27 protein-coding genes and 1 pseudogene are annotated in these 26,266 nt (G+C 59.5%); 11 read left to right on the top strand and 17 right to left on the bottom strand.

The window, feature by feature from the left end; genetic code table 11:
• Positions 1-200 precede the first annotated feature (200 nt).
• Positions 201-965 (top strand): SDR family oxidoreductase, encoded by a 765-nt coding sequence (locus IE091_RS08820; RefSeq protein WP_189463444.1) that lies wholly within the window; start codon positions 201-203, stop codon positions 963-965.
• A gap of 62 nt (positions 966-1,027) precedes the next feature.
• Here IE091_RS08820 and IE091_RS08815 read toward each other — a convergent pair whose 3' ends face one another.
• Together IE091_RS08815 and IE091_RS08810 are read right to left on the bottom strand one after the other, a co-directional pair.
• A complete protein-coding gene (locus IE091_RS08815) occupies positions 1,028-2,092 on the bottom strand; it encodes a 2,3-butanediol dehydrogenase (RefSeq protein WP_308428123.1) in 1,065 nt (354 codons plus the stop codon).
• Positions 2,093-2,107: 15 nt separating this feature from the next.
• Positions 2,108-3,922: an NAD(P)/FAD-dependent oxidoreductase gene (locus IE091_RS08810; RefSeq protein WP_189463443.1), complete on the bottom strand. Its 1,815-nt coding sequence runs from the start codon at positions 3,920-3,922 to the stop codon at positions 2,108-2,110.
• A gap of 288 nt (positions 3,923-4,210) precedes the next feature.
• Here IE091_RS08810 and IE091_RS08805 point away from each other — a divergent pair, with 288 nt between their 5' ends.
• The 3 genes from IE091_RS08805 to IE091_RS08795 all read left to right on the top strand — a co-directional run bounded on the left by IE091_RS08805 (position 4,211) and on the right by IE091_RS08795 (position 8,303).
• Positions 4,211-6,184 carry a sigma-54-dependent Fis family transcriptional regulator gene (locus IE091_RS08805; RefSeq protein ID WP_189463442.1) on the top strand — a complete coding sequence of 658 codons (1,974 nt, stop codon included), beginning with the start codon at positions 4,211-4,213 and terminating at the stop codon, positions 6,182-6,184.
• An 82-nt stretch (positions 6,185-6,266) separates the two neighbouring features.
• The gene (locus tag IE091_RS08800; RefSeq protein ID WP_039179688.1) at positions 6,267-7,121 is read left to right on the top strand and encodes an AAA family ATPase; all 855 of its coding nucleotides are present in this window, start codon (positions 6,267-6,269) and stop codon (positions 7,119-7,121) included.
• Positions 7,122-7,124: 3 nt separating this feature from the next.
• Positions 7,125-8,303 (top strand): vWA domain-containing protein, encoded by a 1,179-nt coding sequence (locus tag IE091_RS08795; RefSeq protein WP_081138895.1) that lies wholly within the window; start codon positions 7,125-7,127, stop codon positions 8,301-8,303.
• Between the two features lie 120 nt (positions 8,304-8,423).
• Here IE091_RS08795 and IE091_RS08790 read toward each other — a convergent pair whose 3' ends face one another.
• Both IE091_RS08790 and IE091_RS08785 read right to left on the bottom strand, forming a co-directional pair.
• Entirely contained in the window at positions 8,424-8,951 is a 528-nt protein-coding gene (locus IE091_RS08790) for a cytochrome b (RefSeq protein ID WP_081138894.1), read from the bottom strand.
• Positions 8,952-9,073: 122 nt separating this feature from the next.
• On the bottom strand, positions 9,074-9,634 hold the full coding sequence (locus IE091_RS08785) for a hypothetical protein (RefSeq protein ID WP_189463441.1): 561 nt from the start codon (positions 9,632-9,634) through the stop codon (positions 9,074-9,076).
• A 174-nt stretch (positions 9,635-9,808) separates the two neighbouring features.
• Here IE091_RS08785 and IE091_RS08780 point away from each other — a divergent pair, with 174 nt between their 5' ends.
• The gene (locus tag IE091_RS08780; protein ID WP_189463440.1) at positions 9,809-10,213 is read left to right on the top strand and encodes a RidA family protein; all 405 of its coding nucleotides are present in this window, start codon (positions 9,809-9,811) and stop codon (positions 10,211-10,213) included.
• 10 nt (positions 10,214-10,223) lie between these two features.
• Here the strand turns inward: IE091_RS08780 and IE091_RS08775 are convergent, their stop codons facing one another.
• Positions 10,224-11,669 (bottom strand): cobyric acid synthase, encoded by a 1,446-nt coding sequence (locus tag IE091_RS08775; RefSeq protein ID WP_189463439.1) that lies wholly within the window; start codon positions 11,667-11,669, stop codon positions 10,224-10,226.
• A gap of 157 nt (positions 11,670-11,826) precedes the next feature.
• On the opposite strand from IE091_RS08775, the gene IE091_RS08770 reads away from it, so the two are divergent.
• On the top strand, positions 11,827-12,747 hold the full coding sequence (locus tag IE091_RS08770) for a glutaminase (protein WP_016914137.1): 921 nt from the start codon (positions 11,827-11,829) through the stop codon (positions 12,745-12,747).
• Positions 12,748-12,781: 34 nt separating this feature from the next.
• Here IE091_RS08770 and IE091_RS08765 read toward each other — a convergent pair whose 3' ends face one another.
• Positions 12,782-13,630, bottom strand: coding sequence for a bifunctional transcriptional activator/DNA repair enzyme AdaA (locus tag IE091_RS08765; protein WP_100731384.1), 849 nt, complete (start codon positions 13,628-13,630; stop codon positions 12,782-12,784).
• Positions 13,631-13,723: 93 nt separating this feature from the next.
• A complete protein-coding gene (locus IE091_RS08760; RefSeq protein ID WP_189463438.1) occupies positions 13,724-14,182 on the bottom strand; it encodes a hypothetical protein in 459 nt (152 codons plus the stop codon).
• A 135-nt stretch (positions 14,183-14,317) separates the two neighbouring features.
• On the opposite strand from IE091_RS08760, the gene IE091_RS08755 reads away from it, so the two are divergent.
• The gene (locus IE091_RS08755) at positions 14,318-14,920 is read left to right on the top strand and encodes a YqaA family protein (RefSeq protein ID WP_096922798.1); all 603 of its coding nucleotides are present in this window, start codon (positions 14,318-14,320) and stop codon (positions 14,918-14,920) included.
• A 27-nt stretch (positions 14,921-14,947) separates the two neighbouring features.
• Here IE091_RS08755 and IE091_RS08750 read toward each other — a convergent pair whose 3' ends face one another.
• Together IE091_RS08750 and IE091_RS08745 are read right to left on the bottom strand one after the other, a co-directional pair.
• Entirely contained in the window at positions 14,948-15,355 is a 408-nt protein-coding gene (locus tag IE091_RS08750; protein WP_039179653.1) for a DUF4019 domain-containing protein, read from the bottom strand.
• Between the two features lie 107 nt (positions 15,356-15,462).
• The gene (locus tag IE091_RS08745) at positions 15,463-15,876 is read right to left on the bottom strand and encodes a GNAT family N-acetyltransferase (protein WP_229800790.1); all 414 of its coding nucleotides are present in this window, start codon (positions 15,874-15,876) and stop codon (positions 15,463-15,465) included.
• Between the two features lie 98 nt (positions 15,877-15,974).
• Here IE091_RS08745 and IE091_RS08740 point away from each other — a divergent pair, with 98 nt between their 5' ends.
• Entirely contained in the window at positions 15,975-16,724 is a 750-nt protein-coding gene (locus IE091_RS08740; protein ID WP_016914144.1) for a class I SAM-dependent DNA methyltransferase, read from the top strand.
• Positions 16,725-16,741: 17 nt separating this feature from the next.
• Here IE091_RS08740 and IE091_RS08735 read toward each other — a convergent pair whose 3' ends face one another.
• Positions 16,742-17,212 (bottom strand): YehS family protein, encoded by a 471-nt coding sequence (locus tag IE091_RS08735; RefSeq protein WP_016914145.1) that lies wholly within the window; start codon positions 17,210-17,212, stop codon positions 16,742-16,744.
• An 8-nt stretch (positions 17,213-17,220) separates the two neighbouring features.
• Positions 17,221-17,643 carry a Replicative DNA helicase gene (locus IE091_RS08730; RefSeq protein WP_081138882.1) on the bottom strand — a complete coding sequence of 141 codons (423 nt, stop codon included), beginning with the start codon at positions 17,641-17,643 and terminating at the stop codon, positions 17,221-17,223.
• A gap of 195 nt (positions 17,644-17,838) precedes the next feature.
• Here IE091_RS08730 and IE091_RS08725 point away from each other — a divergent pair, with 195 nt between their 5' ends.
• A complete protein-coding gene (locus tag IE091_RS08725) occupies positions 17,839-19,035 on the top strand; it encodes a DEAD/DEAH box helicase (protein WP_189463437.1) in 1,197 nt (398 codons plus the stop codon).
• Positions 19,036-19,084: 49 nt separating this feature from the next.
• Here the strand turns inward: IE091_RS08725 and rho are convergent, their stop codons facing one another.
• Entirely contained in the window at positions 19,085-20,059 is a 975-nt protein-coding gene (gene rho / locus IE091_RS08720; RefSeq protein ID WP_189463436.1) for a transcription termination factor Rho, read from the bottom strand.
• A gap of 378 nt (positions 20,060-20,437) precedes the next feature.
• Positions 20,438-20,647 (bottom strand): annotated as a pseudogene (locus IE091_RS08715) (Txe/YoeB family addiction module toxin).
• 94 nt (positions 20,648-20,741) lie between these two features.
• Here IE091_RS08715 and IE091_RS08710 point away from each other — a divergent pair.
• On the top strand, positions 20,742-20,981 hold the full coding sequence (locus IE091_RS08710; protein ID WP_016914150.1) for a type II toxin-antitoxin system ParD family antitoxin: 240 nt from the start codon (positions 20,742-20,744) through the stop codon (positions 20,979-20,981).
• Positions 20,981-21,274: a type II toxin-antitoxin system RelE/ParE family toxin gene (locus IE091_RS08705; protein ID WP_189463435.1), complete on the top strand. Its 294-nt coding sequence runs from the start codon at positions 20,981-20,983 to the stop codon at positions 21,272-21,274. The genes IE091_RS08710 and IE091_RS08705 overlap by 1 nt, the downstream gene beginning before the upstream one ends.
• A 69-nt stretch (positions 21,275-21,343) precedes the next feature.
• Here the strand turns inward: IE091_RS08705 and IE091_RS08700 are convergent, their stop codons facing one another.
• The 4 genes from IE091_RS08700 to cobO form a co-directional block, all read right to left on the bottom strand.
• Positions 21,344-22,579: a DUF4365 domain-containing protein gene (locus IE091_RS08700; RefSeq protein WP_189463434.1), complete on the bottom strand. Its 1,236-nt coding sequence runs from the start codon at positions 22,577-22,579 to the stop codon at positions 21,344-21,346.
• A 194-nt stretch (positions 22,580-22,773) separates the two neighbouring features.
• Complete coding sequence (locus IE091_RS08695; protein WP_189463433.1) at positions 22,774-24,201, bottom strand: hypothetical protein; 1,428 nt, start codon at positions 24,199-24,201, stop codon at positions 22,774-22,776.
• Between the two features lies 1 nt (position 24,202).
• On the bottom strand, positions 24,203-25,057 hold the full coding sequence (locus IE091_RS08690; protein WP_189463432.1) for a hypothetical protein: 855 nt from the start codon (positions 25,055-25,057) through the stop codon (positions 24,203-24,205).
• A gap of 573 nt (positions 25,058-25,630) precedes the next feature.
• Positions 25,631-26,242: a cob(I)yrinic acid a,c-diamide adenosyltransferase gene (gene cobO, locus IE091_RS08685; RefSeq protein WP_189463431.1), complete on the bottom strand. Its 612-nt coding sequence runs from the start codon at positions 26,240-26,242 to the stop codon at positions 25,631-25,633.
• Between the last annotated feature and the right edge of the window lie 24 nt (positions 26,243-26,266).

The following is a 26,266-nucleotide window of genomic DNA, read 5'->3' as shown; positions in this document are numbered from 1 at the left end:
GTAAAAAGGCCACCTTCCGTGGCCAGAAAGTGACCGTTGACGCGGTGAATATGCCGCCCAGAGTGCTTTAGCCGCTCAGAGACGAATTGATCAGCGGTTCCTTAAAGTAGGTGCTGTCTTTAGCTGTGTAGATATTTTACATTTGGCTCCGCGCACGCACGTTTCCCCCACTCACTAGGCCTTCAGGCAGTAAAATCATCATGATGCAGCGTAAAACAGTGTATGTGACCGGCGGTGCCCAGGGGATTGGTTTGGGCATCGCGGACGAGCTACTCTCCCACGGCCACCAGGTGGCCATCGTCGATATCGATGCAGAAGCGCTGCGCGCTGCGACGCAGCGGTTGAAACAGTACGACCAGCTACTGGCTCTGGAAGCTGACGTCAGCCAAGAGGAACACATTGCCCGCACGCTTGAACGCACCGTGGAACACTTTGGCAGGCTGGATGGTATCGTCCATAACGCGGGCATCGCCGACCCGTTTCATGGCACGATCGAACAGCTGCCACTGGAAACCTGGCAAGCCTACTTGAATACCAACCTCACCGGCGCATTCCTGTGCGCCAAGCATGGAGTGGCGTATTTGCGGCCTCATGGTGGCAGTATCGTGCTGATGGCCTCGTCCCGAGCCCTGCAATCCGAACCCGACACCGAAGCGTATGCGGCCAGCAAAGGTGGCATCGTGGCCCTCACCCATGCGCTTGCCGTGAGCCTTGGCCCGAACATTCGCGTCAACGCTATCAGCCCAGGCTGGATCGAAGTGGGCGACTGGCAAAAGCCCAGCCGCCAGCAGCCGGTGGAGCACCGCGCCATCGATCGTGACCAGCACCCGGCTGGGCGCGTGGGCACGCCCAAAGACATCGCTGCCCTGACGCGCTTTCTGCTATCCGACGAGGCCGGGTTCATCACCGGTCAGAACATCGTGGCCGACGGCGGCATGACCCGCAAAATGATCTACGCCGAGTAGTCAAACCCTCATACCAAAAAAGGCCATCCGAAGATGGCCTTTGCGGGTGACGAAAGGCGGCCCTAGGGCGTGACGATGATTTTCACCTGCGCCTTGTCGCTCAACAGCGCCTCGAAGCCCTCTTCGACGATGTTGGCCAGAGGAATACGCTGGGTGACCATGTCTTCGGCCCGGAAGTAGCCTCGCTGCATCAACGCCATCACCGCCGGATAGACATGCCGATAGGCAATGATGCCTTTCATGGTGCGCTCCTTGATGACCAGGTCATTGGGCTGGAAGCTGGCGTCCCCCTCCCAAATGCTCACCACCACCACTTCGCCGCCTTCGTGGGTACTGTGCAGCGCCTGGTTGAGCACGGCGGGAATGCCGGTGACTTCGAACGTCACATCGACCCCACCCTTACTCAATGCGTGCAGCTTCTCCACGGCGTCTTCTTGCTGTGGGTCGACCACGATGGCTCCCAACGTTTCGGCTTTGGCTTTGCGGGATGGCGCGACTTCTATCGCGTAGATCTGCGCAGCCCCAGCGGCCTTGAGGGCCTCGATGGTCATCAGGCCAATCGGCCCGGCGCCGAACACCGCAGCACTATCCCCAGCCTTCAGGCAGCTCTGGCGCACCGCATGCAGCGCCACGGCGGCGGGTTCTACCAGGGCCCCCTGCTCGAAGCTCAGGTCATCCGGCAGTTTGTGTACCATGTGCTCGCCCATGACGGTGAACTCGGAAAAGCCACCGCCGCCACCGGAAAGGCCGTGGAAGCCGAGCAGCGGCGTCAGGTTGTAGCGCTCCATCTGGTAAGCGCCATCCTTGTTGGGCGAAAGAATAGGCTCGATGGCGACGCGATCCCCCACTTTCACGCGGGTGACTTTTTCACCGACCTCCACCACTTCCCCCGCAAACTCATGGCCCATGATGATCGGCGCCTGTTCGCCGCTGATGGGGTGCGGCTTGCCCACCGGGATGAAAATCGGCCCGGCGGCGTATTCATGCAAATCGCTGCCGCAAATCCCACAGGCGGCCACTTTCACCTTCACCGAGTGAGGGTCGTTAATGGCTGGCACAGGCACCTGCTCCACGCGAAGATCCTTGGCCGCATACCATACCGCTGCTTGCATATTGGTTTGACTCATGACTAGCCCTTCCTATCAAGACACATGATGTACCGGCTGAAGCCCGTACACGGGGGTTTCCAGGCCTTCCATACGCGCTTTCAACTGCAGCGCCAGGTAGTGCGAGTAGTGCCGGGACTGATGCAGGTTGCCACCGTGGAACCACAACGCCTCTTGCTGAGTGGGCTTCCACATGTTGCGCAGCTCGCCTTCCCAGGGGCCGGGGTCCTTGGTGGTGTCGGAGCCCAGCCCCCAGCACTTGCCCACCTTGTCTGCCACCTCCTGAGAGATGAGCCGTGCCGCCCAGCCATTCATCGAACCATAGCCCGTGGCGTATACGATGAGGTCCGCCGGCAGTTCGCTGCCATCGGTCAAGGTAATGGAGTGAGGATTGATGCGCTCGATGCCGACGCCGCTGCGTAGTTTGATATCGCCGTTGGCAACCAGGTCACAGGCCCCCACATCGATGTAGTAGCCCGAGCCACGACGCAGGTACTTCAGGAACAGGCCTGAGTCGTCGTCACCAAAATCGAGCAGAAAGCCTGCGTCTTCCAGCTTCTGATAAAACGCCGCATCACGCTGCTTGATGGCGGCAAAGGCGGGCCGCTGGAAATCGGGCAGCACCTTGTAGGGAATCGATGCAAACAGCAGGTCGGCCTTGTCATGGGTCAGGCCACCCGCCACCGCGTTTTCCGAATAGAGCGGCCCCAGCACCTCTTCCATCAACGAGTCCGACTTGACGATATGCGTCGAAGAGCGCTGAAGCATGGTGACATCGGCATCGTGCTCCCAGAGAGCCGCCGCAATGTCGTGGGCCGAGTTGTTCGACCCCACGATCACGCACTTTTTACCGGCGTAGGCGTCTGGCCCCGGATGCTGGCTGGAGTGCTGTTGCTCGCCTTCGAAACACTCCGCGCCCGGAAATTTGGGGATGTTGGGCATGCCCGACATGCCGGTGGCCATCACCAGCTGTTTCGGACGTAGCGTGATCTGCTCACCGTTGCGCTTGACGTTCACCACCCACTCGCCTGCGGCTTCATCGAAGCGTGCATTGTCGCAGGTGGTGGAACTCCAATAGTTGAGCTCCATCACTTTTGTGTACATTTCCAGCCAGTCGCCCACTTTGTCTTTCGGGGCAAACACCGGCCAGTTGTCGGGAAACGGAATATAGGGCAGGTGGTCGTACCACACCGGGTCATGCAGGCAGAGGGATTTATAGCGCTTGCGCCAGGAGTCCCCCGCGCGTTCGTTACGCTCGATGATGAGGGTAGGCACGCCCATCTGCTTTAGCCGCGCCCCCAGGCCAATGCCGCCTTGTCCTCCTCCGATGATCACGCAGTAGGGCTGGCGCGTGTAACCCAGCTCAGCCTCTTCACGCTCGCGGGCTTCCAGCCAGGTTTCGCGCTGTTTATTGGCGCCATGCTCGGCACCTTTGGGGCGGTGGTGGTTACGCGGTTCGGGAAAATCATCCAGCGCCTGCAGGGTGGTGAGCAGCGTCCAACACTTGCCGTTCTTCAACCGCAGGTAGCCTTTGCCGCTGGCAATGGCCGTTTTAAACGTGAACCACGCCTCCACGGTATCGCCGTTCTCGCTGGCGTCGCCGTCTATCTGCCACTGGCCAGGCCGGGTATTCGCCAGGGTGGCCTCCAGCATCGCCTGAATCTCCTGTTTGCCTTCGCAGGTTTTGAGATTCCAGGTAAAGGATAAAAAGTCGCGCCAATAGCACTCGTCGTTGAACAGCGCTAATACGCGCTGAATATCCTGCGCCTGCAGCGCGTCATCCAGGGCCTGCAGCCATGCCTGAACGGAGGTGGTGGCGTTAGAGGGTGTACTTGCCTCGGTGTGAGTCATCGTGGGTACTCCAGGGTCGTTGTTATTGTTGAGCTGTCGATAAGACACCCACCCCTAAGCACCCGCCGTGCCAAACGCTCAAAACCGGTCATAAATGACTGAAAAACATCATCAATCAAGCATCTTCGAAGCGCTATAAAACCGCGCCAACCGCGTACAGCTGTCACGCCTTGTGTACGCGCCACGTTACAGGTGTAACGCGCGACCAACGGCGTAATACGCCCTCGTTGACACCCACCACAAAGCGCATAGGCTGGAGACACAACAAGAATTTTGTGTGGATACGCCATGCCAACGCCATCACTGCCACCGACCCGCCTGGCCCCGATGCAGCGCCAGCACATCGAACACATCTTTCAGCTCGGCGAAGGGCTGGATGTGCCCCAGCTACCGGCGCAGGCCACTATCCGCCGCTCCTGGCTGCGCTGCTTGAACGAGTATCGGCTCGACCCCACGCAGCCCCGCCCTGCCCGAGTAGTGCCCCAGCAAACACTGCTCGAGCATCGCGAATCCGTCGATGAACTGCTGCACGTTGCCCGAGCCGGGGTCGACCAGCTCTACGGGCAAATCGCCCAGCTCGGCTACGTGCTGTTGCTCACCGACCACCGGGGCATTACCGTCGAGTTTCGCGGCAACCCCAGCCAGGACCAGCAGCTACGCAAGGCGGGCCTCTATTTGGGTGCCGACTGGGACGAGCGCTTCGCGGGCACCTGTGCGGTGGGCACCTGCCTGCACGACCGCCAGGCGATCATTTGCCACCGCCAGGAGCACTTCGACGCCACGCATATTTCACTCACCTGCACCGCTGCCCCCATCGCCGACCCGCAGGGCAACGTCATGGCCGTGCTGGACATTTCAGCGCTCCACTCCCCGGCCCAGCACGAAAGCCAGAACTTCAGCCTCTCGCTGGTCACCCTTTACGCCCGCATGATCGAAGATGCCTACTTCTTGCAGCGCTACCGCGACTGTCTGATGGTGCGCCTGGATACCTCGCGGGAATTCGTGCATGTCAACGGGCGCGGTCTCATCGCCATGGAAGAGAACGGCCAAGTGATTGCCGCCAACGCCGTGGGCCGCGAGCTGATCAGTGCGCACCAGCGCCGCTGGCCGCCCTGGTCAAGCCATCACGCCCCCATGCTGGGTGAACTGTTCGAGTGCGACATGGCCGACGTACTGAGCATCAATGGCGCCAGCGACGACCAACTGCGAGCGTTTCGTGCCCGTGCCAGCAATACCATCTATTTTCTCAGCCTGCTGGAGCCAAAACGGCCCCGCCGAGAGGCAGCAGAGCGTTCCCAGACTCCCTTGGCCGCGCCGTTGGCACGGCTGGGTGGCGACGACCCCGCCATGCGCAAAGTCCAGAAGCTCGCCGATAGGTTGCGCAATGAGGTCAGCGTCAACGTGTTGATCACCGGCGAAACAGGCACCGGCAAGGAAGTCGTGGCGAGAGCCCTGCACGACAGCGGCCACCGGGCCAACGGCCCCTTCGTGGCGGTGAACTGTGCGGCCATTCCCGAAGCTCTGATCGAAAGCGAGCTGTTTGGCTACGAACCCGGCGCCTTTACCGGTGGCCGGGCCAAAGGCATGCGCGGGCTGATCCCCCAGGCCCATGGCGGCACTCTGTTTCTGGATGAGATCGGCGACATGCCGCTGGCGCTGCAAACCCGCCTGCTGCGCGTACTGGCCGAGCGCGAAGTGATGCCGCTGGGGGCGAACAAACCCGAAAAAGTCGATATTCGGGTCATTTCCGCCACCCACCGCCATATCGACGCCATGATTGCCCAGGGCGAGTTCCGCGAAGACCTTTATTACCGCCTGAACGGCGCCCAGCTCAGCCTGCCCGCGCTGCGTGAGCGAGCCGACCGGCTCTTCGTGATTCGTCAGGTGTTCGATGAGGTCGTCAACGAGCGCCAAGGCGCACACACGCCCCGCCTGAGAGCCGATGCCATCAGCGCTCTGCTGGCCTACACCTGGCCTGGCAACATACGTCAGCTCAAGAATGCCCTGGCGTTTGCACTGGCCACTGCCGAAAGCGACGAGATTACCGTGCATGACCTGCCGGAGCAGTGCCTGGGCGCACGCATCACCCGCCGTCGTCTCGACCAGACCCAGCAGGCCAGCCCACAGCACCACCCGCTGGCCGAACTGCTCCACCAGCACCAGTGGAATGTCAGTGCCGTGGCTCGCCATCTGGACGTGTCACGCCCTACCGTGTACCGCCAGATGCATCGTCTTGGGCTGGTACCGCCCAACAAGGCCTGAACCGTGGGCGCTTGGCCGGGAGGGCCAGCCTCACGTACACTTGTTTGAATCTGATCACGCTTTCGACAAGCCGAGGCCCAGCATGGCGTTTGACTCTACCTCTTCGTATATCGCAACCGATGCACTCAAGCAGGCGGTGAATGCCGCCGTGGTACTCCAGCGCCCGCTGCTCATCAAGGGCGAGCCGGGCACCGGCAAGACGCTGCTGGCCGAAGAGCTGGCGGCTTCGCTGGGCACTCGGCTGATCACCTGGCATATCAAGTCCAGCACCAAGGCAGCCCAGGGGCTCTACGAATACGATGCGGTGAGCCGCCTGCGCGACTCGCAGCTGGGCGTGGAAGGCGTCGAGAACGTCGGCAACTACATCAAGCCCGGCAAGCTCTGGGAAGCCTTCACCGCCGGTGAGCGTGTCGTGCTGTTGATCGACGAAATCGACAAGGCAGACATCGAATTCCCCAATGACCTGCTCCAGGAGCTGGATCGCATGGAGTTTCACGTTTATGAAACCGGCGAGACCATCCGTGCCGAGCAGCGTCCGATCATCGTCATCACCTCCAATAATGAAAAAGAGCTGCCGGACGCCTTCCTGCGCCGCTGCTTCTTCCACTACATCGAGTTCCCCGACCGCGAGACCATGCAGGCCATCGTCGACGTTCACTTTCCCGACATTGCTCCCAGGCTCGCCAGCGAGGCGCTGGAGGTCTTTTTCGACCTGCGCAGTGCTCCAGGGCTGAAAAAGAAGCCTTCCACTTCCGAGCTGGTCGATTGGCTCAAGCTGTTGATGGCCGACGAGCTGGCTCAGGAAGCGCTGTATCATCGCGACCCCGCCAAGGCGCTACCGCCCATGGCCGGCGCGCTGGTCAAGAACGAGCAGGATACCCACCTGCTGGAACGCCTGGCGTTCATGATGCGCCGCCAGAAGAACAGCGGGCGCTAAGCCATGTTCATCGGCTTGTTCGAGACCCTCAAACGCGCAGGCGTACCCGTTTCACTGCGGGAGCTTTTGGACCTTCACGCGGTGGTGGAGCGCGGCGTGGTGTTTGCCGATATGGAGGCGTTCTATCAGGTCGCGCGCACGGTCATGGTGAAGGATGAGCGCCACTTCGACCGCTTCGATCGGGCTTTTGCCGCCTGGTTCAAGGGCATCGAGGACATGGACGCCGCCATCGAAGCGCTGATTCCCGACGAGTGGCTGCGCCGCGAATTCGAGAAACAGCTCACCGATGAAGAGAAAGCCAGGATCGAGTCGCTGGGCGGGTTGGAAGAGCTCATCGAGACCTTCAAGAAGCGCCTGGAAGAGCAGAAAGAGCGCCACGCGGGGGGCAACAAGTGGATTGGCACCGGCGGCACCAGCCCCTTTGGGGCCTACGGCTACAACCCGGAAGGCATTCGAATTGGGCAAGACGGCTCCCGCCACCGCCGCGCCACCAAAGTGTGGGACGAGCGACGCTTTCGCGATTACGACGACTCTCTGGAGCTGGGCACCCGCAACATCAAAATGGCCCTGCGACGGCTGCGCAAGTTCGCCCGCCAGGGCGCCAGGGACGAGTTCGATGTGGACGGCACCATTCGCGAAACCGCCCGCGATGCCGGGCTGCTCAATATCCAGATGCGCCCGGAGCGCCACAATGCGGTCAAAGTGCTGCTGTTTCTGGACGTGGGCGGCTCCATGGACGACCACATCCGGGTATGCGAAGAGCTCTTTTCTGCGGCACGCTCCGAGTTCAAGCACCTGGAGCACTACTACTTCCATAACTGCCTCTACGAAGGCGTCTGGAAAAACAACCTGCGCCGTGGCAACGAGCGTATCCCTACCATGGACGTACTGCACACCTACGGCGCGGACTACCAGGTGGTCATCGTCGGCGACGCCGCCATGTCGCCTTACGAGGTCACCCACCGTGGCGGTAGCGTGGAGCACTTCAACGACGAAGCGGGCGGAGTGTGGCTCAAACGGCTGGCCGATAAATTCCCCCGGTTGGCGTGGCTGAACCCCATGCCACCCCGCGCCTGGGAGTACACCTACTCGACCACCCTGATCCGCGAGCTGATCGACGACCGCATGTACCCCATGACCCTGGAGGGGCTGGAAAACGCCATGCGTGACCTGGCCAAGTAGCGGACGTCTATTCACCACGACTATCCGCCTCAACTATTCACCAAAACTGCAGCGCACAAAAAACGGCGTGCCCAGGAGGCACGCCGTTTTTATGGACGCCATGTCGAACGGGCGCGCAGGCTATGCCATGCGGGTCATCAGGCTGTGGCCTGTCAAACGGCGGTGCAACACCGCCATGCCGATATGGCCCAGCACCAGTACCAGCAGTGCCCAGCCAAGCTCACCGTGCAGCAAGCCCCCCAGGTTGATCATCCACTCCACGCGCTCACCGCCTCCCGACATCAGCGGTACGCCGAATACCTCCAGCGGCCGCCCCGAGCCGTACTGACGAATCAGCGCAATGGTGGGTACCGCGATCATCAGGCCATAGAGTGCCAGATGGCCCAGCTTGGCCATGACGCTCACGGCAGGCGGGCGGCGCGAGGCATTGGCCAACGCCCAGAGCGCCCGCAGTACCACCAGCGTCATCAGCAGCACGCCAACGTTTCGATGAGTGCCCCACAAGAAGCTTTCAATGGCCGTATCTTCCAGTAGCACCCGTGCCCCAGCGCCACTGAATTGCCAAACGAACAGCAGGGCCATGCCCCAGTGCAACGCCCGACTCACCAGGCCGTAACGAGACGTCGAATCCATGATCGCAAGCGCCATGATGCAAATTCCTCATAACTATCACTATTGAGGAAGCCATTTTACCCTGAACTTGACGACGCTTCGTGACAACAACGTGCAAACAGGTTCTCAAACATGGAACACGCCGCTCCACCTGAAGGCTACAAAGACGTCGGGAACTGATTCAAGCCCGCCAGGAAGGCTTCCTTGGCCTGGCCGAAAGCGGCCGCGTCGTGCTTGAAACGACGCAGAATCAACGCCTCGTCCAGCTCCAGGGTGGGCGCCAGCTCATCCACATGGCTGGCAGGATGGCGCGCCACGAGCCCAACGCGCTGGCCCTGCGCCGTGGTCCACCAGCGCTTGAACCCGCACTGCTGGTAGAACGCCTCTTCCTGCTCACTGCTCACCTCGACACGTAGCGGCGCCTTCAGGCTCAGTTCGCTCAGCAGGCGGGCCTTGGCCCCTTCCACCAGCTCGCAGGCATGGGTGACGGTCATGCCCTGGCCTTTCTCGTCCAGCACCAGCAGCGCCAGGGCCAGCGGCTTGCCGTTGCCATCCACCCCCGCCAGCAAGCGCGCGCCTTCCTGGGCAAACAGCACGTTCCGAGTACCGGTGAAGACCACCAGCGGCGTCAACCCTGCCGCCTGGCCATAGACTTCAGCACACAATTTGGCCAAACACGCATCCCGCTGGGCACGTTCACTTACATGGACTACCTTCATGACGCCCTCTCGTTGCGTTCATCTACCCCGCCCTTCAATAAGCGCTGGCGGGCTATAAAAGCCCGCCAGCGTAGAGCAAAGCGCGGGGAGACACCAGCCTGTTTCGATGGAACCCAGTGGTTATGGCACAGTCGCACTATGGGCAAGGCATGTTTGTATTGCCAAGGAGAACACATGACACAGTTCATCAACGATCCTACTCTGCCTAAACCCGACTTTCCGGGCAGCCACATGGTAATCGACGACCACTACGCGTTTATCTCTGGCCTTACCGTGGCCGATCTCTCCAATGGCGACGTAGCCCGTGGTGATGTGAAAGAAGAGACCCGTTTGGTGATGCGTGAGCTGGAACGCATGCTGGTGCAGGAAGGCGGTAGCCTCGCGGATGTCGTGAGGGTAGATGTTCACTTGGCGGATCTGAAACAGATTAGCGCTTTGGACAGCGTCTATGCTGACTTCTTTGAACCAGGACGCTACCCCGCACGAACTTGCACCGAATCCCCGCATATCTGCGGTGGCAGCCAGGTAGAAATTACCCTGATGGCCAAGCGGGCACGCAAAGCAAGCCCTGACAAGTAAATGTTTGCCTTCACCTCAGCAAGGCCAGTATTGCTTCGATATCCAGGTGCGCCTCCAGCGTATCGGCCAGGCGGTCCAGCGCCTGTTCACGGTGGGCGGTGTAATCGATACGACTGGCGCTGGCCAGCCCCAACCGTTCCAGCAAGGCCTGACAGGCCTCGGGGTGGTCGAACAACCCGTGCAGGTAGGTGCCCAACACTTGCCCATCCTCGCTGATGGCCCCATCAAAATGGCCGCCCAGGTCGAAGAGCGGGCGCTCCAGCGCCTTGCCCTCACTCACGCCGTGATGGATTTCGTAGCCGCTCACCGCCACCTGGCTACCGGCCAGCACTCCGTGCACGTTGCGCAGTTGCTTGGCCGGGGCCATGCGCGTCGAAAGCGCCAGCCAGCCCAGGCCCGCCACCCGCCCGGCGGTTCCCTCCAGCCCTTCGGGGTCGTCCACCCACTCCCCCAGCATCTGAAAACCGCCGCAAATGCCCAGCACCTTGCCCCCGTAACGCAAGTGCCTGGCAATGGCAGCCTCCCACCCTTGGCGCTTCAGCCAGGCCAGGTCGCTGGCGGTGCTTTTACTGCCCGGCAGGATGATCACATCAGCTGCCGGTATCGGCTGGTCCGGCCCGATAAAGCTCAACGATACCTGCGGGTGCAGGCGCAAGGCGTCGAAGTCGGTGTGGTTACTGATGCGTGGCAAGGCAGGCACGATGACGCTCAGGGTGTCGCGCTGTTTTTCTGCCTGCACCGTGCCAATGCTGTCTTCGGCATCCAACAGCAGCCCGGGCAGATAGGGCAACGTACCCAGTACCGGTTTGCGGGTGCGCGCCGTCAGCCACTCGAGCCCCGGCTCCAGTAGCCCGATATCGCCCCGAAAACGGTTGATGATGAAACCCCTGGTCCGCGCCTGCTCGCTGTCGCTCAGCAGCGCCAGGGTACCCACCAGCTGGGCAAACACCCCGCCACGGTCGATATCGCCCACCAGCAGTACCGGGCAATCCACGGCTTCGGCAAAGCCCATGTTGGCGATATCCCCCTTGCGCAGGTTGATTTCTGCCGGGCTCCCCGCCCCTTCGGCAATGATCACCTCATGGCGCTGGGACAACGCCTGCCAGGCGGCCATCACACTCGCCTGGGCGGTACGTTTGAAGGCGTGATAATCCAGCGCATCCATATGGCCATGTACCTTGCCCCGCAGGATCACCTGGGCACCCCGGTCCGTTTCCGGCTTGAGCAGTACCGGGTTCATGTCGCTGTGCGGCATCACCCCCGCCGCCTGGGCCTGAAGCGCAGTGGAGCGGCCAATCTCTCCGCCATCGATGGTCACGGCGCTGTTGAGCGCCATGTTCTGGGGCTTGAACGGAGCCACCGAGAACCCCCGGCGCTGCAAAACACGGCATAGCCCCGCCACCACGGTACTTTTGCCTGCATCCGAGGTGGTGCCTTGAATCATCAGTGTGGTCATGGCGTCTTCTCGGCCTACGCAGTTGCTGAATATCCGTCCATTAAATCGCGCGTCCTCAGGCTGCACAAGGTGCGGCGTGGAAGGGCCGGATAACGGGCAGACAGACTGCTCGTTTTCCGCTAGGGTAGCGGCTCTTGAAACGAGCGATGACCCCGAGATGCAAACGCTACTGAACGAGATTGCCGACGAGCTATCCCACGCCACCGAGCGCGGCAAGGTGGCCGACTACATTCCCCAGCTGGCCCAGGTCGATCCCAACCAGTTTGCCATCAGCCTGGCCACCGTCGAGGGCGAGCGCTTCTCGGCGGGCTGCGCCACCACGCCGTTCTCGATTCAGAGTATTTCCAAGGTCTTCACCCTGACCATTGCCCTGGGCAAGCTCGGCGATGCGCTGTGGTCCAACGTCGGCCGCGAACCCTCCGGCGACCCCTTCAACTCCATCGTGCAGCTGGAACACGAGAGCGGTAAACCGCGCAACCCGTTCATCAATGCCGGGGCCATTGCGGTGGTAGACGCCATCATGATGGGCCATGCCCCCAAGGAAACCCTGGCCGAAATATTGAGCTTCGTGCGCTATATCGCCGACGACAACAGCATCTGCTTCGACCATCAGGTCGCCGCCTCGGAAATGCAGCACAAGGACCGCAACGCCTCGCTGGCGCACTTCATGAAAGCCTTTGGGCGGCTGCGCCACGACGTGGACAAAGTGCTTGGCACCTACTTTCACCAGTGCGCCATCGCCATGAGCTGCGAGCAACTGGCCCACGCCGGGCTGTTTCTGGCTTCCGACGGCGTCAACCGCCCCAGCAACCTGCGGGTGGTGTCGCCCCAGCGGGCACGCCGAATCAACTCATTGATGATGATGTGTGGCCACTACGATGCCTCGGGGGAGTTTGCTTTCCGCGTGGGCTTGCCGGGCAAGAGCGGCGTGGGCGGCGGCATTCTGGCCATTGCGCCGGGGCGCGGCTCGCTGGCCGTCTGGTCGCCGGGGCTGGATAGCTACGGCAACAGCCTTCTGGGAGTGCGCGCCCTGGAGATGTTCGTGCAGCGCACGGGCTGGTCCATATTTGGACATTAGCTTGCGCTAGCTGGGCTCTAGCCGGTCACTCGCTTCAAGCGCTTTCCGAGGATTCCAGATGCTGGGCCGCTTCCCAGGCCTGCACCTGGCGTTTCACCTCCAGCCCCCAGCGGTAGCCACCCAGGGCGCCGCTTTGCTGAATCACCCGGTGGCAGGGAATCCATAGCGCCACGGGGTTGGCACCCACCGCGTTACCCACCGCCCGAGACGATTTCGGCGCCCCCAGCCACTGGGCGATGTGGGAGTAGCTGGCAAGCTGCCCATCCGGAATCATCAGCAGCGCCCGCCATACGTTGAGCTGAAAGTTGGTGCCCCGCACATGCAGCGAAAGTGCCCCAGGCGCTGCGCGGCGCGGCGGTTCGAACAGCGCCTCGACGGCGTAACGCGTGGCGTCCGGCTGGTGGCGCAAGGTACAGCGCGGCCACTCGGCGGCCAGCTGCGCCAGAATCTCCGCTTCGGGTGTCGCTGCCAGAAAGCCCATGCGGCAAATGCCTCTCGGGGTGGTAGCGACCAGCACCTGGCCAAACGGCGTGGGGTGAACCCCATAAGCAATTTCCACGCCCTCCCCCTGGCGCTTGAACTCCCCCGGCGTGACCGCTTCCAGCGTCACGAAATGATCGTAAAGCCGCGAACCACCGCTCAGCCCCAGCGCCTCGGCGGTGTCGGCAAGGCTCTGGGAAGAAGCAATCAACTGCTTGCCCCGCGCCAGCGTCAACGCTTGTAAAAAGCGCTTCGGACTCACCCCTACATAGCGGCTGAACAGCCGCTGAAAATGGAACGCACTCAAGTGTACCTGCTCGGCCACCGCCTCCAGGCTCGGCTGCTGGGCGGCGTGGGCCACCATGAAGGCCATGGCTTTTTCGATACGGGCGTAGTCGTTCATCGCGTCCATCTCACGGGCAAAGGGGCAAAAAGAGGCTGATGCTCACTAAAGCTTACCCAGTGAAAGGCCCGACACCTACCCGAATCTTGCGCACTACAAATGCCGGTAAATCACCCGCAAGGGTTGCCCCAGGTGGCGTTGCAGCGACTCGGTCTGTTGGGGGCTCATGGCCCCTGTTCTGGGGTTGATGGCCGTGAGCGAAAACCGAGCGAACCCTTGGGGGAAGGAGTAGTCGAGCTGGTGCACGCTGGCAACGCTGCCGCAGCACGGTAGCGTCTGGGGAAGGAGCGCAAAGCCACGCTGCGCGTCGTAATCCTGATCCATCAGGAGATGCCAATCAGGAAGGGTCAGCTCTTGCGCGCACAGATGACAGCGTACGTACTCGAAGTTGCTGCCACAGTCATGAAACATCACATGCTCTGATACCTGCTCGTCTATACTCTCTGCCTCGGGCATCCACTGCCACAACGCAGCCTTGGCCTGGGCTACCTGCTGCGCAGAGGGCAGATAGTGAGGCTCTGCCGGAATGATGACGATATGATGATCACTCATGTGAGTCACTCCGTGTGAGTCGGTCCAAGTGCGTCGGTCAATGAATACGCAACAGTCTACTCTACACGACAACCCCGCACATTCATCATGTGCGCCGCCGCCAGTCGGCCATGCCATTTACGTCAGGAGGACACGATGGCGCTGATCTCTACCCGTACCCAGCACTGGCTGGAGCGTTTGAACGGCTCCAAACACATGCTCTGGCTGATCGCCACCCTCTCGTTTCTGGAAACCATCATACTGCCCGTGCCCATCGAGCTGGTACTGATCCCGTTGATGGCGGTGAACAAACAGCGGATCTGGGCGATTGCCACGGCCACCACGCTGGGCTGCCTGGTGGCGTCGTTGGTGGGCTATAGCGTGGGCATGGTGCTCTACCAATCGGTGGGAACCTGGTTTATCGAGTTCATGGGCATGGAGGAGAGCTATCAGGCGTTCCAGGGCTTCTTCAACCGCTACGGGTTTGCCGCGATTCTAGCCATCGGCATTCTTCCCATCCCCTTCCAGGTGGCCATGATTACCGCCGGGCTCTCCGGTTACCCCATCCTGCTATTCGTGCTGGCGGCGCTGCTCTCACGCGGGCTGCGCTACTACGGGCTGGCCTGGCTGGTGAAACGCTATGGCAAACGGGTTGAAACTCTGTGGAAGCGTCATGCGCTGATGACCAGCCTCGCACTGGGCAGCGCGGTGCTGGTCATCGTGTTGGTCATGCAGGCATTGGCGGGAATGATCGTGTGATGGGCTAGCGGCTGATTGGCCCAGCCCTCACTCGATATAGTAACCACTGACCCGCCAGGTGCCGTTTTCCAGATGTGGGGTTACTACCTCGACCACTCGGGGGCGGTTGGCAAACTGGGTCTGGAAGGTAACGACCTTGAAGTCGCCCCGTTCAGCGCCGGGCATGGAGGTGTACTGCGAAACGCGCACTCGGCGGCGCGATTGCACCGAGCCAAAGTCCTTGCGCGACAGCGCAACGGTGCGTTCAAGCATAGTGGCAGAAAGCGGTGTGCTCAGCAGTGGCGAAGCGGCTTCCCATGCCTGTTCATACTCGCTGTTATCGATCTTCGCCAACCACGCCAGCGCCGCCTCCTCTGCCGCCTGCACAGATGCCTGAGCCGTTGCGGTAAGCATCAACAGGGCAGCGGACAACAACAGAGCACGTAATTTGGGCATGGCAGACTCGTTAGTGGCTAAGAAAAGACGTACCTTTCTATTATCGGAAAATCGCCAGGATTCTTTAGCCCTCCGTCAGGCATAGCCGCATGAAACAACTATTGGGATCAAGCCGGTAGCTGCCGAACGGCCCGCAATACTCGAACCCGAACCGGGCATATAGACGGCGAGCGGGCTCGAAGAAGGCCATCGAGCCCGTCTCCAGATAGACGGTGTGATAGGGTCTCTTCCAGCACGTGCGTCAACAGCCGAGCGCCCACGCCCTGCTGGCGGGCAGCGGGCGTGGTACGCATGGACTTCAGCTCCGCCTGGCCCTCCCCCAGCGCCTTGATTGCCGCGCAGCCCAACAGCTGGCCGTTCTGGCGGGCGCTGTAAAAGGTGATGTTGGCTGCCTTAAGCGCGGTCACATCCAGCGCATGCACGCTTTCTGGCGGCGAGGTGGCGTGCATGTCAGCCAGGTGCTCTTCCAATAGCGCCACCACATCCTGCGCTTCCAGCGTTTCAATTCCGATATGTATCATCGCCCTCTCCGTTGGCTAGCCAAACCCGGCTTCTCAAATACGAAGCGCTCGTATACCATGCGCCACCTCTTTCCTTTAGCGTTCACCGTTAGGCCACCATGTCCGTCAACGCGCTCTACACCGACCTTTCCGGCTATTACGATCTGATGTGCGTCGACATCGACTACCGCGCGCAAAGTAACGCCATTCATCGCCTGCATCAGCTGTTTGGCAACGCGGGCAGCCAGCACCTGGACCTGGCCTGCGGCACCGGCCCCCACGTGCGCCATTTTCTGGATGTGGGTTACACCAGCAGCGGGCTGGACATTCACCAGCCGATGCTGGACCTGGCAGCCACCCGCTGCCCGGAAGCTCACTTTTCGCTGCAAGACATGGGCCAATTCCAGGTGGATGAGCCGGTGGATTTGATCACCTGCTTTTTATACTCCATCCACTACAACGCCAACCTGGAAAAGCTGAGCGCCTGCATCGCCAGCGCCCACCGCGCCCTGCGCACCGGCGGCGTACTGTGCTTCAACAGCGTGGACAAAGAGCGCATCGACAACGCGCTGTTCGTCAAGCACACCGCCCAGCAGGGCGAGGATCGCTTCACGTTTCGTTCGGGTTGGCACTATGCGGGGCAAGGGGAACGGCAAACGCTGCGGCTCAGTATCGAAAAGAGCACGCCTGCGGTCACCCAGGTATGGAATGACGAGCACCCCATGGTGGCGGTCAGCTTTGGCGAACTCATCGCCCTGCTGACGCCCTACTTCGAGGTGCACGTGTTCGAACACGACTACCAGACCATCACCCCGTGGGACAACGCGTCTGGCAATGCCATCTTCGTGTGCGTGAAGCGCGACGGCTAAGGTATTTACCTCAGGCGTCAGCTCTCCTGGCTGGGGCGCTGCTGTTGCTGCACGCCCATCAGGAAGTTGCGCAACATCTGGTCCTTGCACTCGCGGTAATTCTTGTGGCTTGGCTTGCGGAAGAACGCGCTCAGCTCGTGGGGGCTGAGCGGTAGCCCCACCTGTTCGAACACCGCCAGCACGTCTTCGGCCTTCATGTTCAGCGCAATACGCAGCTTCTGGAACACCATGTTGTTGTTCAGCTGGGTTTCCGGCGCAGGCACCGGGCCTTCGCGCTTGCCTCGCTTGAAGCTGATGAAGCCATTCAAAAACGCCGCCAGCTCACGGTTCTTCATGGGTACCAGCGCTTCGTCCTCATCCTTCTTCAGCCAGGCCGTTACCTGGGCAGGCGTCACGTCCACCTCTGCCAGGGCGAAGATATTGACGATGGTGGCTTCCTTCAAATCGAAGGCATAGCGAATACGGCGAAAAATATCGTTATTGGTCAAGGGGACTCCTAACCGTTGGTGAGCGTGGCCAGCAGCTCGTCGATCTCTGCTTTCAGCTCGTTGTCTTCAATCGTTTGGGCGCTGGCCTGGGCGCGCTGCAAGCTTTCGATGGCGGCCTGGGGCTCGCCCAGCTCCACCTGCAGGGTGGCCATGGAAAAGCCAATCGAGGCCAGATGGTCGTTCGACTGCTTGGCCACTGCCTTGTCCAGCGCCTTTTGGTAGATCGGCAGCGCGTCTTCCAGCTCTTCGGTGAAGTCGGCCAGGGTTTCCCACTGCTCGGGGTGGTCTTTCTCGGTGTTCTCATGCTCGGTGCAGATCGCCTGCAGCTCGGCGTAAAGCGCTTCAAAGGTGGCGCGGTCATCCTTGGACGCGGCCTTCATCAGCTTTTCGGCCAGCTCGTACACCGCCTTGTAAATTTTGGTGTTGATCATCAAACCACGACCTTATCGACGTAAAACAGCAGGCTAAAGCACACAGGCTTCGCCGGGAAGGGGGGCATTATACCTTGTGTGAGGCGAGGTACGGTGACGCGGTGGGCAATATTCGAGCAACGGCGGGCCGATTTTACGCTATGCTGCACCACTTTTTACGTTCGACCCACCTACGACTCGCTGTCAGGGCCCCTTATGCCTTTTTCTACACTCGGTTTATCCACTCCCCTCGTTCAGGCGATTACCGAACTCGGTTACCAGACGCCCACGCCCATCCAGAAACAGGCCATTCCCGCCATTCTCTCGGGCAAGGACCTCGTCGCCACCGCCCAAACCGGCACCGGCAAAACCGCCGCCTTCGTGCTGCCACTGCTGGAGCGCTTCAGCAAGGCAGAAGCACTGCGGGCCAAGCGCATCCGCGCGCTGATTCTGGTGCCCACTCGCGAGCTGGCGGTACAGGTCAACGCCAGCGTGGCGCAATACGCCAAGCATACCCAGCTCACCTCGATGGCCGCGTATGGCGGTGTGGATACCGCGCCCCAAAAGGAGCGTTTGATCGAAGGCGTGGACATTCTGGTGGCCACACCGGGCAGGCTGCTGGACCTGGCCCATCAGCGCGCCCTGCACTTCGACGAGCTTCAGGTCATGGTGCTGGACGAAGCGGACAGAATGGTCGACATGGGCTTTGTGGATGATATTCACAAGATCATCGTGCGCCTGCCGGAACAGCGCCAGAACCTGCTGTTCACGGCCACCATGACCCAGGACGTTCGCGCCCTCGCCCGCAGTTTTTCAGACAGCAAGATGACCGACCTGGCCGCCAACATCGCGATCACCCCCAACGTTCGCGCCGCCGACACCATCGAACAGTGGCTGATCACGGTCGACAAGGACACCAAATCCGCCCTGCTCAGCCACCTGATCAACGAACAGGCCTGGGACCAGGCGCTGATCTTCGTCGAGAAGAAGCACAGCGCGGCCAAGCTGGTGGCCCAGCTGGAGAAACGCGGCATCGTCGCGGACTCCATCCATGGCGGCAGAAGCCAGGCCATGCGCGAAAAGATTCTGGCCCAGTTCAAAACCGGTGAGCTCAAGTACCTGGTGGCCACCGGCGTCGCCGCGCGGGGGCTGGATATCGGCGAACTGAGCCGAGTGGTGAACTACGACCTACCCTTCCAGCCGGAAGAGTACATCCACCGCATTGGCCGCACCGGCCGCGCCGGGGCCTCCGGGGAAGCAATCTCGCTGGTGGATATCAGCGACTTCAAGAACCTGTGTGCCATCGAACGGCGCATGAACCAGCTCATCGAGCGCCGGGAAGTGGCGGAATTCCCGGTCAAGAAGGCCGTCCCGGCCTCCAATTTGAAACATGCCAAGAAAGGCAGCCGCTAGAAGTTGTACGCAACATCGGCGAGCGATGGCCCGCAGGCAGGCGCAGGCCTTACCCCTGAGCGGGTGAAAACGCCGCCAGCAGCTCGGCGTTGGTGGGGTACTTCTCCATCAGCGCCAGCAGCTTCTGCGCGCCGTCGGTTGGCTTGAGCGGCGTCAAGGCTCTACGCAGGCTGCGTACCTTCTCGATCTCGTGGGCCTCGATCAATAGCTCTTCTCGGCGGGTACTGCTTTTGGCAATATCGAGCGCCGGGAAGATGCGCTGGCTGGCCACCTCCCGCGACAGCACCAGCTCCATGTTGCCGGTGCCCTTGAACTCCTCGAAGATCACCTGATCCATGCGGCTTCCCGTCTCCACCAGCACGGTGGCCAGAATGGTCAGCGAGCCGCCGTTTTCGATGTTCCGTGCCGCCCCGAACAGTTTGCGGGGGATTTCCAGCGCCCGGGTATCCAACCCGCCCGACATGGTACGGCCACTGCCCCGCTGCCCCGCGTTGTGCACCCGGGAAAGCCGCGTCAATGAGTCGATCACGATCATCACATCGTGCCCTTCCCCGGCTTGCCTGCGCGCCGTTTGCAGCAGGTTATCGGCCACGCGCACATGGTGGGCGTAGCTTTCGTCAGACGACGAAGCGTGCACCTCGGCGGTCACGCTGCGCTTGAAATCGGTCACTTCCTCCGGGCGCTCATCGATCAACAGGGCATACAGCTTGATCTCGGGATACGCCGCCGCCACGGCCTGGCAGATATGCTTCAACAGCGTGGTTTTCCCCGCCCCCGGCGGCGCCACGATCAGCCCGCGCTGCCCCATGCCAATGGGCGTGATCAAATCCATCGCCCGCACGCTGTGCTCATGAACGCCATTGGCCAGATAAAGGCGCGGGGAAGGATGAATGGCGGTGCCGTTGAGAAAGCGCTTTTCGGGGTCGGTGTGTGATTGCTCTTCGGGTGAGGAATCGGCCACTGTGTCGGCGGGCTTGGCCTCTGGGGGCCGTTTCGTTTTGAGGCTTAGGGTTTTGCGGGTCATGGTTGGAGCCGTCTTGTCAAAGTGAGGGTTCGTGGTTGGCCGTGTTCGTGGTGACTCGACGGCGGATGTTAAACGTAGGCATGGTATTCAACGACCTCTCTGACGGCACACAGTGCCCTTTCGAGCTGCTTAATATCTACCGATGCTAGCGCAAGTCGGATGGCATGGGGCACCTGGGCTGCCGTTGAAAAGGGAGCAGCGGTAGACACTGATGCGCTGTTCCAAAAGCGCCACCGTTCCCTCTTGCACCCGTTGGCATGCCATCGCCGTCACCAGTGCTGGCGTATTTCAGGTCGTCGCACGAATCGTGCGCTCTATCTCGGCGACGTCGGGCCGTGAATAAAGGCTAATACATCCGCAACAGCCGTCGGTGATGCATTATTCGTAGTGGCTCCAGGCCTGAGAACTTTCACCACTCGCTCGTCATCGAGCACTTGATACCAGGCGATGCTGAATATTGATGCGGCGTGAATAGGCCCCTGCAAGATCACCCACGAGCTTCTCAAACGGGGGCGGCTTGCGGTATGGGTCTTCCGCTACCAGCGCTAGCCGTCCCTGCGCTTTTGGTTTGAGGCCGCGGTAGGCCAGCTTCGCAGCGGCGCGACTTTATCGCGTCGGCCTGCCTTGCCTTGTTATGGGTGCTTTGCCATGATATACCAATATTTGGTACAGGAGTTTCCCCATGGCTAGAAATACCAGCATTACACTCGGCCCCCACTTTGACGAGTTTATAGCCACTCAGGTTGAAAAGGGCCGCTATGGCTCGGTGAGCGAGGTGGTACGTGCCGGACTGCGTCTGCTTGAAGAAACGGAAAGTAAGCTTGAACGGCTCCAACGCCTCCTGGATGAAGGCGAGCAGAGTGGAATCGCAGAGTATTCCCTTGAAAGCGTTATTACAGAACTGGACAACGAAGCTCACTGATGCGTCCATACCTGCTCACTGCCTCTGCCCGAAAAGACGTTGTCGAGATAGGCCGCTTCACCACCGAAAAGTGGGGAAAGCGCCAACGCGATACGTACCTCAGGCAGCTTGACGATGCTTTCAAGCTGCTCGCTCGCCAACCTGATATTGGCCGCGATGCGGGTGACATAAAACCAGGGTACAAAAAGTTCAGTCAGGGCAGTCATGTTATCTTTTACAGAGCCGGTACGGAATCCAGGATCGTTGTCATCCGAATTCTCCACAACAGTATGGATGTGGAGCAGCATCTTTAACGGCAGAGTTCACCCGCCGTGAGGCGAAGCCGAGCGGTCAGGTGGAACGACTTGTTCTGTCGACAAATGCTATTTCACCTTCTTCAATTCGTAGCCAAAATCAGCCTCGTAGCCTTTCGCGTTCTCAAGCTGTTTCCCAGCAAGGAAGTGTCGCGTTCGTTCATCCCACATTTCCATACCCCTTTCCGAATAATGCAGGGCTACGTTTCCCATGCAAGCGAACAGGGACTGGAGAGGGCCGTCTACCTCGTGACATTCAAATGGAGGAAAATCAAGCCCAGCCATCTCGTCCTGGAGAGTCTCAATGCGACTTCGGTATTCCTTTGACTTGGACATGAATTCATGTTCATTGATGTCACCAGCCAACCTTGCTTGGAGTAAGTCCGTCATGGAGATGCGCAGACGCTTCATTTCCTCAATACGAGGTTCCACGAATCCCAAGTAGTCCTCTTTAGTCTGAGAGCGGGTCGCGGTCAGTTCCCCGATTGCCGAGTACATTTCGTTCCAGTCTGCAATGATTCCGTCACCGATGTTTTCCCCATTGAATCCCATCGGGCGAGCCGCTTCCGGCAAAGACTCGTGAATCCAGATCGAGCGACAGATATGATTGGAATTTGCTTCATCTTCTGCGCTCGGATATACAAATGTCCACACCACGTGCGCGTCGGCGTCGCCCCATGCTCCCTTGAGCAGATGGTTACGATGATAGCGACGTTTCGCACCCTCCGAAGTAACCTGCCGGATGATCGCAGCGATTTCGTCCTTGGAGGCGGTTCCATTTATCAGAACCTTAATTGAGTACCGTTTCGCCAGCCCGTGACTCACATCCGCTGTACTGGCGATCGTGTAACGGTTTTTCGCAACTATTGGCGTAAGTAGGTCACGAAGTTTAGGGAGCGACGCCGCATTCAATATCTGGGATTCTGGGAGGACAACCTTCCAGCCCTTCCCGGTGGACGATACCGTTTCCATTGTCACGGATTGCCAATATGCCACATCATTGTCAACATCGCAGATGCAGACGATTACCGGCAATGCATGGTTGAGCCAGTAGTCGGTATGGTTGGTATCCGTGCGAAACACAATCCCATTACCATTACGTTCCTCTAGGTAGCTTTCCCCTGCTTTGATCTGGATGGCAAGCAATTGACCAGTGGGTTCCTCGTGATTAATTAGTTCCGCGTGAGCGTCTATCCCATAATCGCTTTCAGCCTGCTCCCGGAACGCAAACCCCAAGGATTCGAACGCTGCCATTACAAGGGCAACCCCACGCCGGCCTATGCGATCCGACTCTTTAGCTTTCATGGAACACCTTGGAGTATAAAACGTCGACAGAACGCCTTGCTCACCGGAAAATTGTGAGCGTAGCGAGTAATTTTTCCTCGTGCAGCTACTTGTTATGTGCGCCTACTCCACGAGGCAAGATATTCATGCAAATAAAGTAGCGCCAGCCTTTCAAAGTATCGCGTTCTTTTTACGCTCAGTTAGCTGCAACTAACTCATCCAAGCATGAAATCATCTACATCGCTTACGCTGCGCAAGATTTTCTCTTCGGGAACACCGTAAGCAATGGCAAGATCAACGCTGGCCGATAGGGCAAGCTGGTAGTTCAGGTCGAAGTCAAAGGCTGCATCAGTAAGCTTGCCCAACTTATCGAACTCGGCATTAATCTCATCGACAACACGCTGATAAGTCTTGTCCAGAGAAGCCAGGAAGCTATCCATTTCCGCCTTCAAGGATTCCGTATGCTTGGCATCAAGACCCTGCGCCAGTTGTAACATCATTTTCCCTGAGATTGATCCGATGATGCCGCCAAGCACTGGTATCGGGATAATGGTCTGTCCAGCTGCTGTCGCCAAGCCAACGATGGCTGATTCGGCACACAGACACATGCCTAAATCAAAATACTCCTCGGAACTGATTTCCCCTGCCATGTATTCATTGCTCAGCGTAGCCAGGCCTTTGCCGGCGCTAACCACAGCTGCCGCGAAAGGTGCAGCCATGCCGGCATAGTTGGTCAGGCCATAGATTGCACCACCGGTGACGGCACCAGTACCAAAGCCTTTGGCTCCCGCAAAGCCCACATCCTTCCAGTCGTCAGTTGTGAACTCACCCCGGAAAACGTTCTTACCTTCTCGGGCCTTAGTATATAGCGCCATCCCGGTAGTGATTACACCGCTGACAGCACCGGCCACTGCGGCGGCTTGGGCAGCCCCAGCCCAAGATGGGCCGTGATCTAACCTGATCTGCTCTTGGCGATCAGAATTTATCTCCTCAAGTTCGGCTTCATGGCTGTCAAGTGTGTCATGCGCTACTCCCAACTGGACATCTGAGTAGGTAGATACACTGGGGGTAACTGCCTCTTCAAATTTTTTCCCAGTTAGCTCCTCGATCTTGCCTGCCCACTCCCTGATCGCTCTTTGACTTTTATCAGCAAGCTCAGTTTCTTCCCCATTAAGCACCCGCATGACAGTTTCGTACTTGTCAGACGGAAACATCAGGCCGCCATCCTGGGCCATGTCAGGATACTTCTCTAGGTGCTCGACAAATGCGCGCAACCCTTGCGATATGTTGCCGTAGAATTTCGACTGAAATGCCTGACCATCAACAAAGAAGTCTGCAGCACCAGTACGCGTAGTTCCCTCAAATGTAGCAACAGGATCGTTTCCATCAACGATGGAATAAGCATTGCGAATCTGAACCTCCACTATTTCAGCAAATTCACCATGCTTCGCCCCCTCAGATCCGAGGAGTTTTGAAGGATCTACGAGCCACGCCCGAGCACCATCAACTTGCTCAAATGCCTTTTCTAGCAAAGCTTCTTGAGCATTTAGTGCAGCTTCTTTTGAGGCCTCGCGCACCTCATTGAGGTGCTGCACAGCCACCCCGACAATCTGGTCACGAACGACACTGCTCTTAGAGCCCATATCAGCTCACATCCACCTTTTTGTTCAGCAGCTCGGAGAGTGAGTGAACATGGTTAATCAGTGCTGCGATGCTTTGGCGCATTTCCAGATCAAACTGATCATAGTCTAGCGGTGCCTCCTGCTTCAGCTTGGTCAGCATCTCACGCATACCCTTGGTATGATTATCAGTCTGCTCCAGCATTCGTCCGATTTCCAGGATGGCTGATCGGGTTGTACGCGTATGAACTTCCAGCTCTTTACGGGCAGCATTGGCTTGATCTGCGATTTTTCCGTTCTTGCTTCGGGCAAACAGACCTGCACCAACAACAGCAGTACCGCCAACTGCCCAGCCTACTGGGCCGGCTAGCGCTAACAGGGCCTTACCGCCGGCCATACCCGCACCACCTTTGGCCAAGGCTCCACCACCCAGCCACGCTAAGGCTGCTTTAGAGGCTGCAGCACCAGACAGAGTAGAAATTGCAGTTCCAGTTGATGCGGTACCAAATGTGGTAGCCACTGCCATAGCGGCAGTAGGTGCAAAAGCTGCGGTACCAACTCCTGCTGCTACGCCAACTGCAGCGCCGCCACCTGCCTTGACCTGAGCCTCTTTAGCAGCAAGCTCTAGCTCATGCAGGATACTATTGAAAACTGTGAACTCGGCTTTGTACTCGACAAAGCTCTTGTCGAAATCCTTAGGGCTATTAGCGAGACTGTTGATGTACGCCTCCACCTCGGGAATCAGCTCCAAGCTTGTAGACTGCCTCAGTTTGAAAAGCTCCTCTGCTTTGACCTGCGCTCGTTCGCACAGATCAGCGTAATCAGCTTGCACTTTTTCAAGCGACTTCAATGCCTCTTTCTTCACACCAGTCTTAAACATTCGACGATTCCTTATGTACTACTGCCATGGCGGCATTGGGATTACACATAACAGTGTGATTATACGCTCTTCCACATAACACTTTTGAACGCGCCAGCATGATTATTGATGTTATATAGCCACTCAAACAATCATAAACCACTGTTTCTAATAGACCATGTCTGGCGCATGGCAGCATAACCAAAATTAGCGTGACCGCCGCTTTTTACGATTTAATCATACTCTATTGATAAATTTGGCTTTGGTCACGCAGATTTTTGGAAAAATTGCGCTGGGTCAAGGGATGGGGTGGTTTGGGGAGTGTGAGTGTGGGGATGTGGCGGGGTCGGGGCGGCTGGCGCCGCCTTCGCGGGTGCCTTCCTCGCTCGTTACTCTCGCTCGGGCGTTACGCCGCGCTACGGGGTTGGTGGCGCTTTGGGGGATGTGGCAGGGTCGGGGCGGCTGGTCGCCGCCTTCGCGGGTGCCTTCTTCGCTCGTTGCTCTCGCTCAGGCGTTACGCCGCGCTACGGGGGCCGAAGCCTAACACTCACGAGTCACCAGCCACTCCTCTCCCCTTCCACTTTTCTCCTCACTTCAAAGCTCGATGCCTTTTTGGGCTTTGATGCCTTGGTCTTTGAAGGCGTGTTTGACGACTTTCATTTCGGTGACGGTGTCGGCGAGGTCGATGAGGGGTTGGGGGGCGTAGCGGCCGGTGACGATGGCGTGTTGCATGGGGGGGCGGGCTTGCAGGTCGTCGAGGACCTGGTCCAGGTCGAGGTACTCGTAGCGCAGGGCGATGTTGAGTTCGTCGAGCAGTACCATGTGGTAGCTGTCGTCTTGCAGCATGCGCTTGGCTTGTGCCCAGGCGGCGTTGGCGGCGGCGACGTCGCGTTCGCGGTCCTGAGTGTCCCAGGTGTAGCCTTCGCCCATGACGTGGTAGTCCACGTTGGACAAGTTGCGGAAGAAGGCTTCTTCGCCGGTGCTGAACGCGCCCTTGATGAACTGCACCACGCCTACTTTCATGCCGTGGCCCAGGGCGCGGGCGAGCATGCCAAAACCGGAGCTGCTTTTGCCTTTGCCGGGGCCGGTGAGCACCAGCAAAATGCCCTGCTCTTTGTCGGCGCGGGCAATGCGCTCGTTCATGATTTTTTGCTTGGCCGCCATGCGCTGGGCATGGCGTTCCGGGGTTTTGGCATTTTCGCGCATGGGGGCTCCTTGGGGTGTTCTACA

The organism is Vreelandella hamiltonii (assembly GCF_014651775.1).
GTDB classification, from domain to species: Bacteria; Pseudomonadota; Gammaproteobacteria; order Pseudomonadales; family Halomonadaceae; genus Vreelandella; species Vreelandella hamiltonii.
This window is presented reverse-complemented; position numbering and strand designations above follow the sequence as displayed.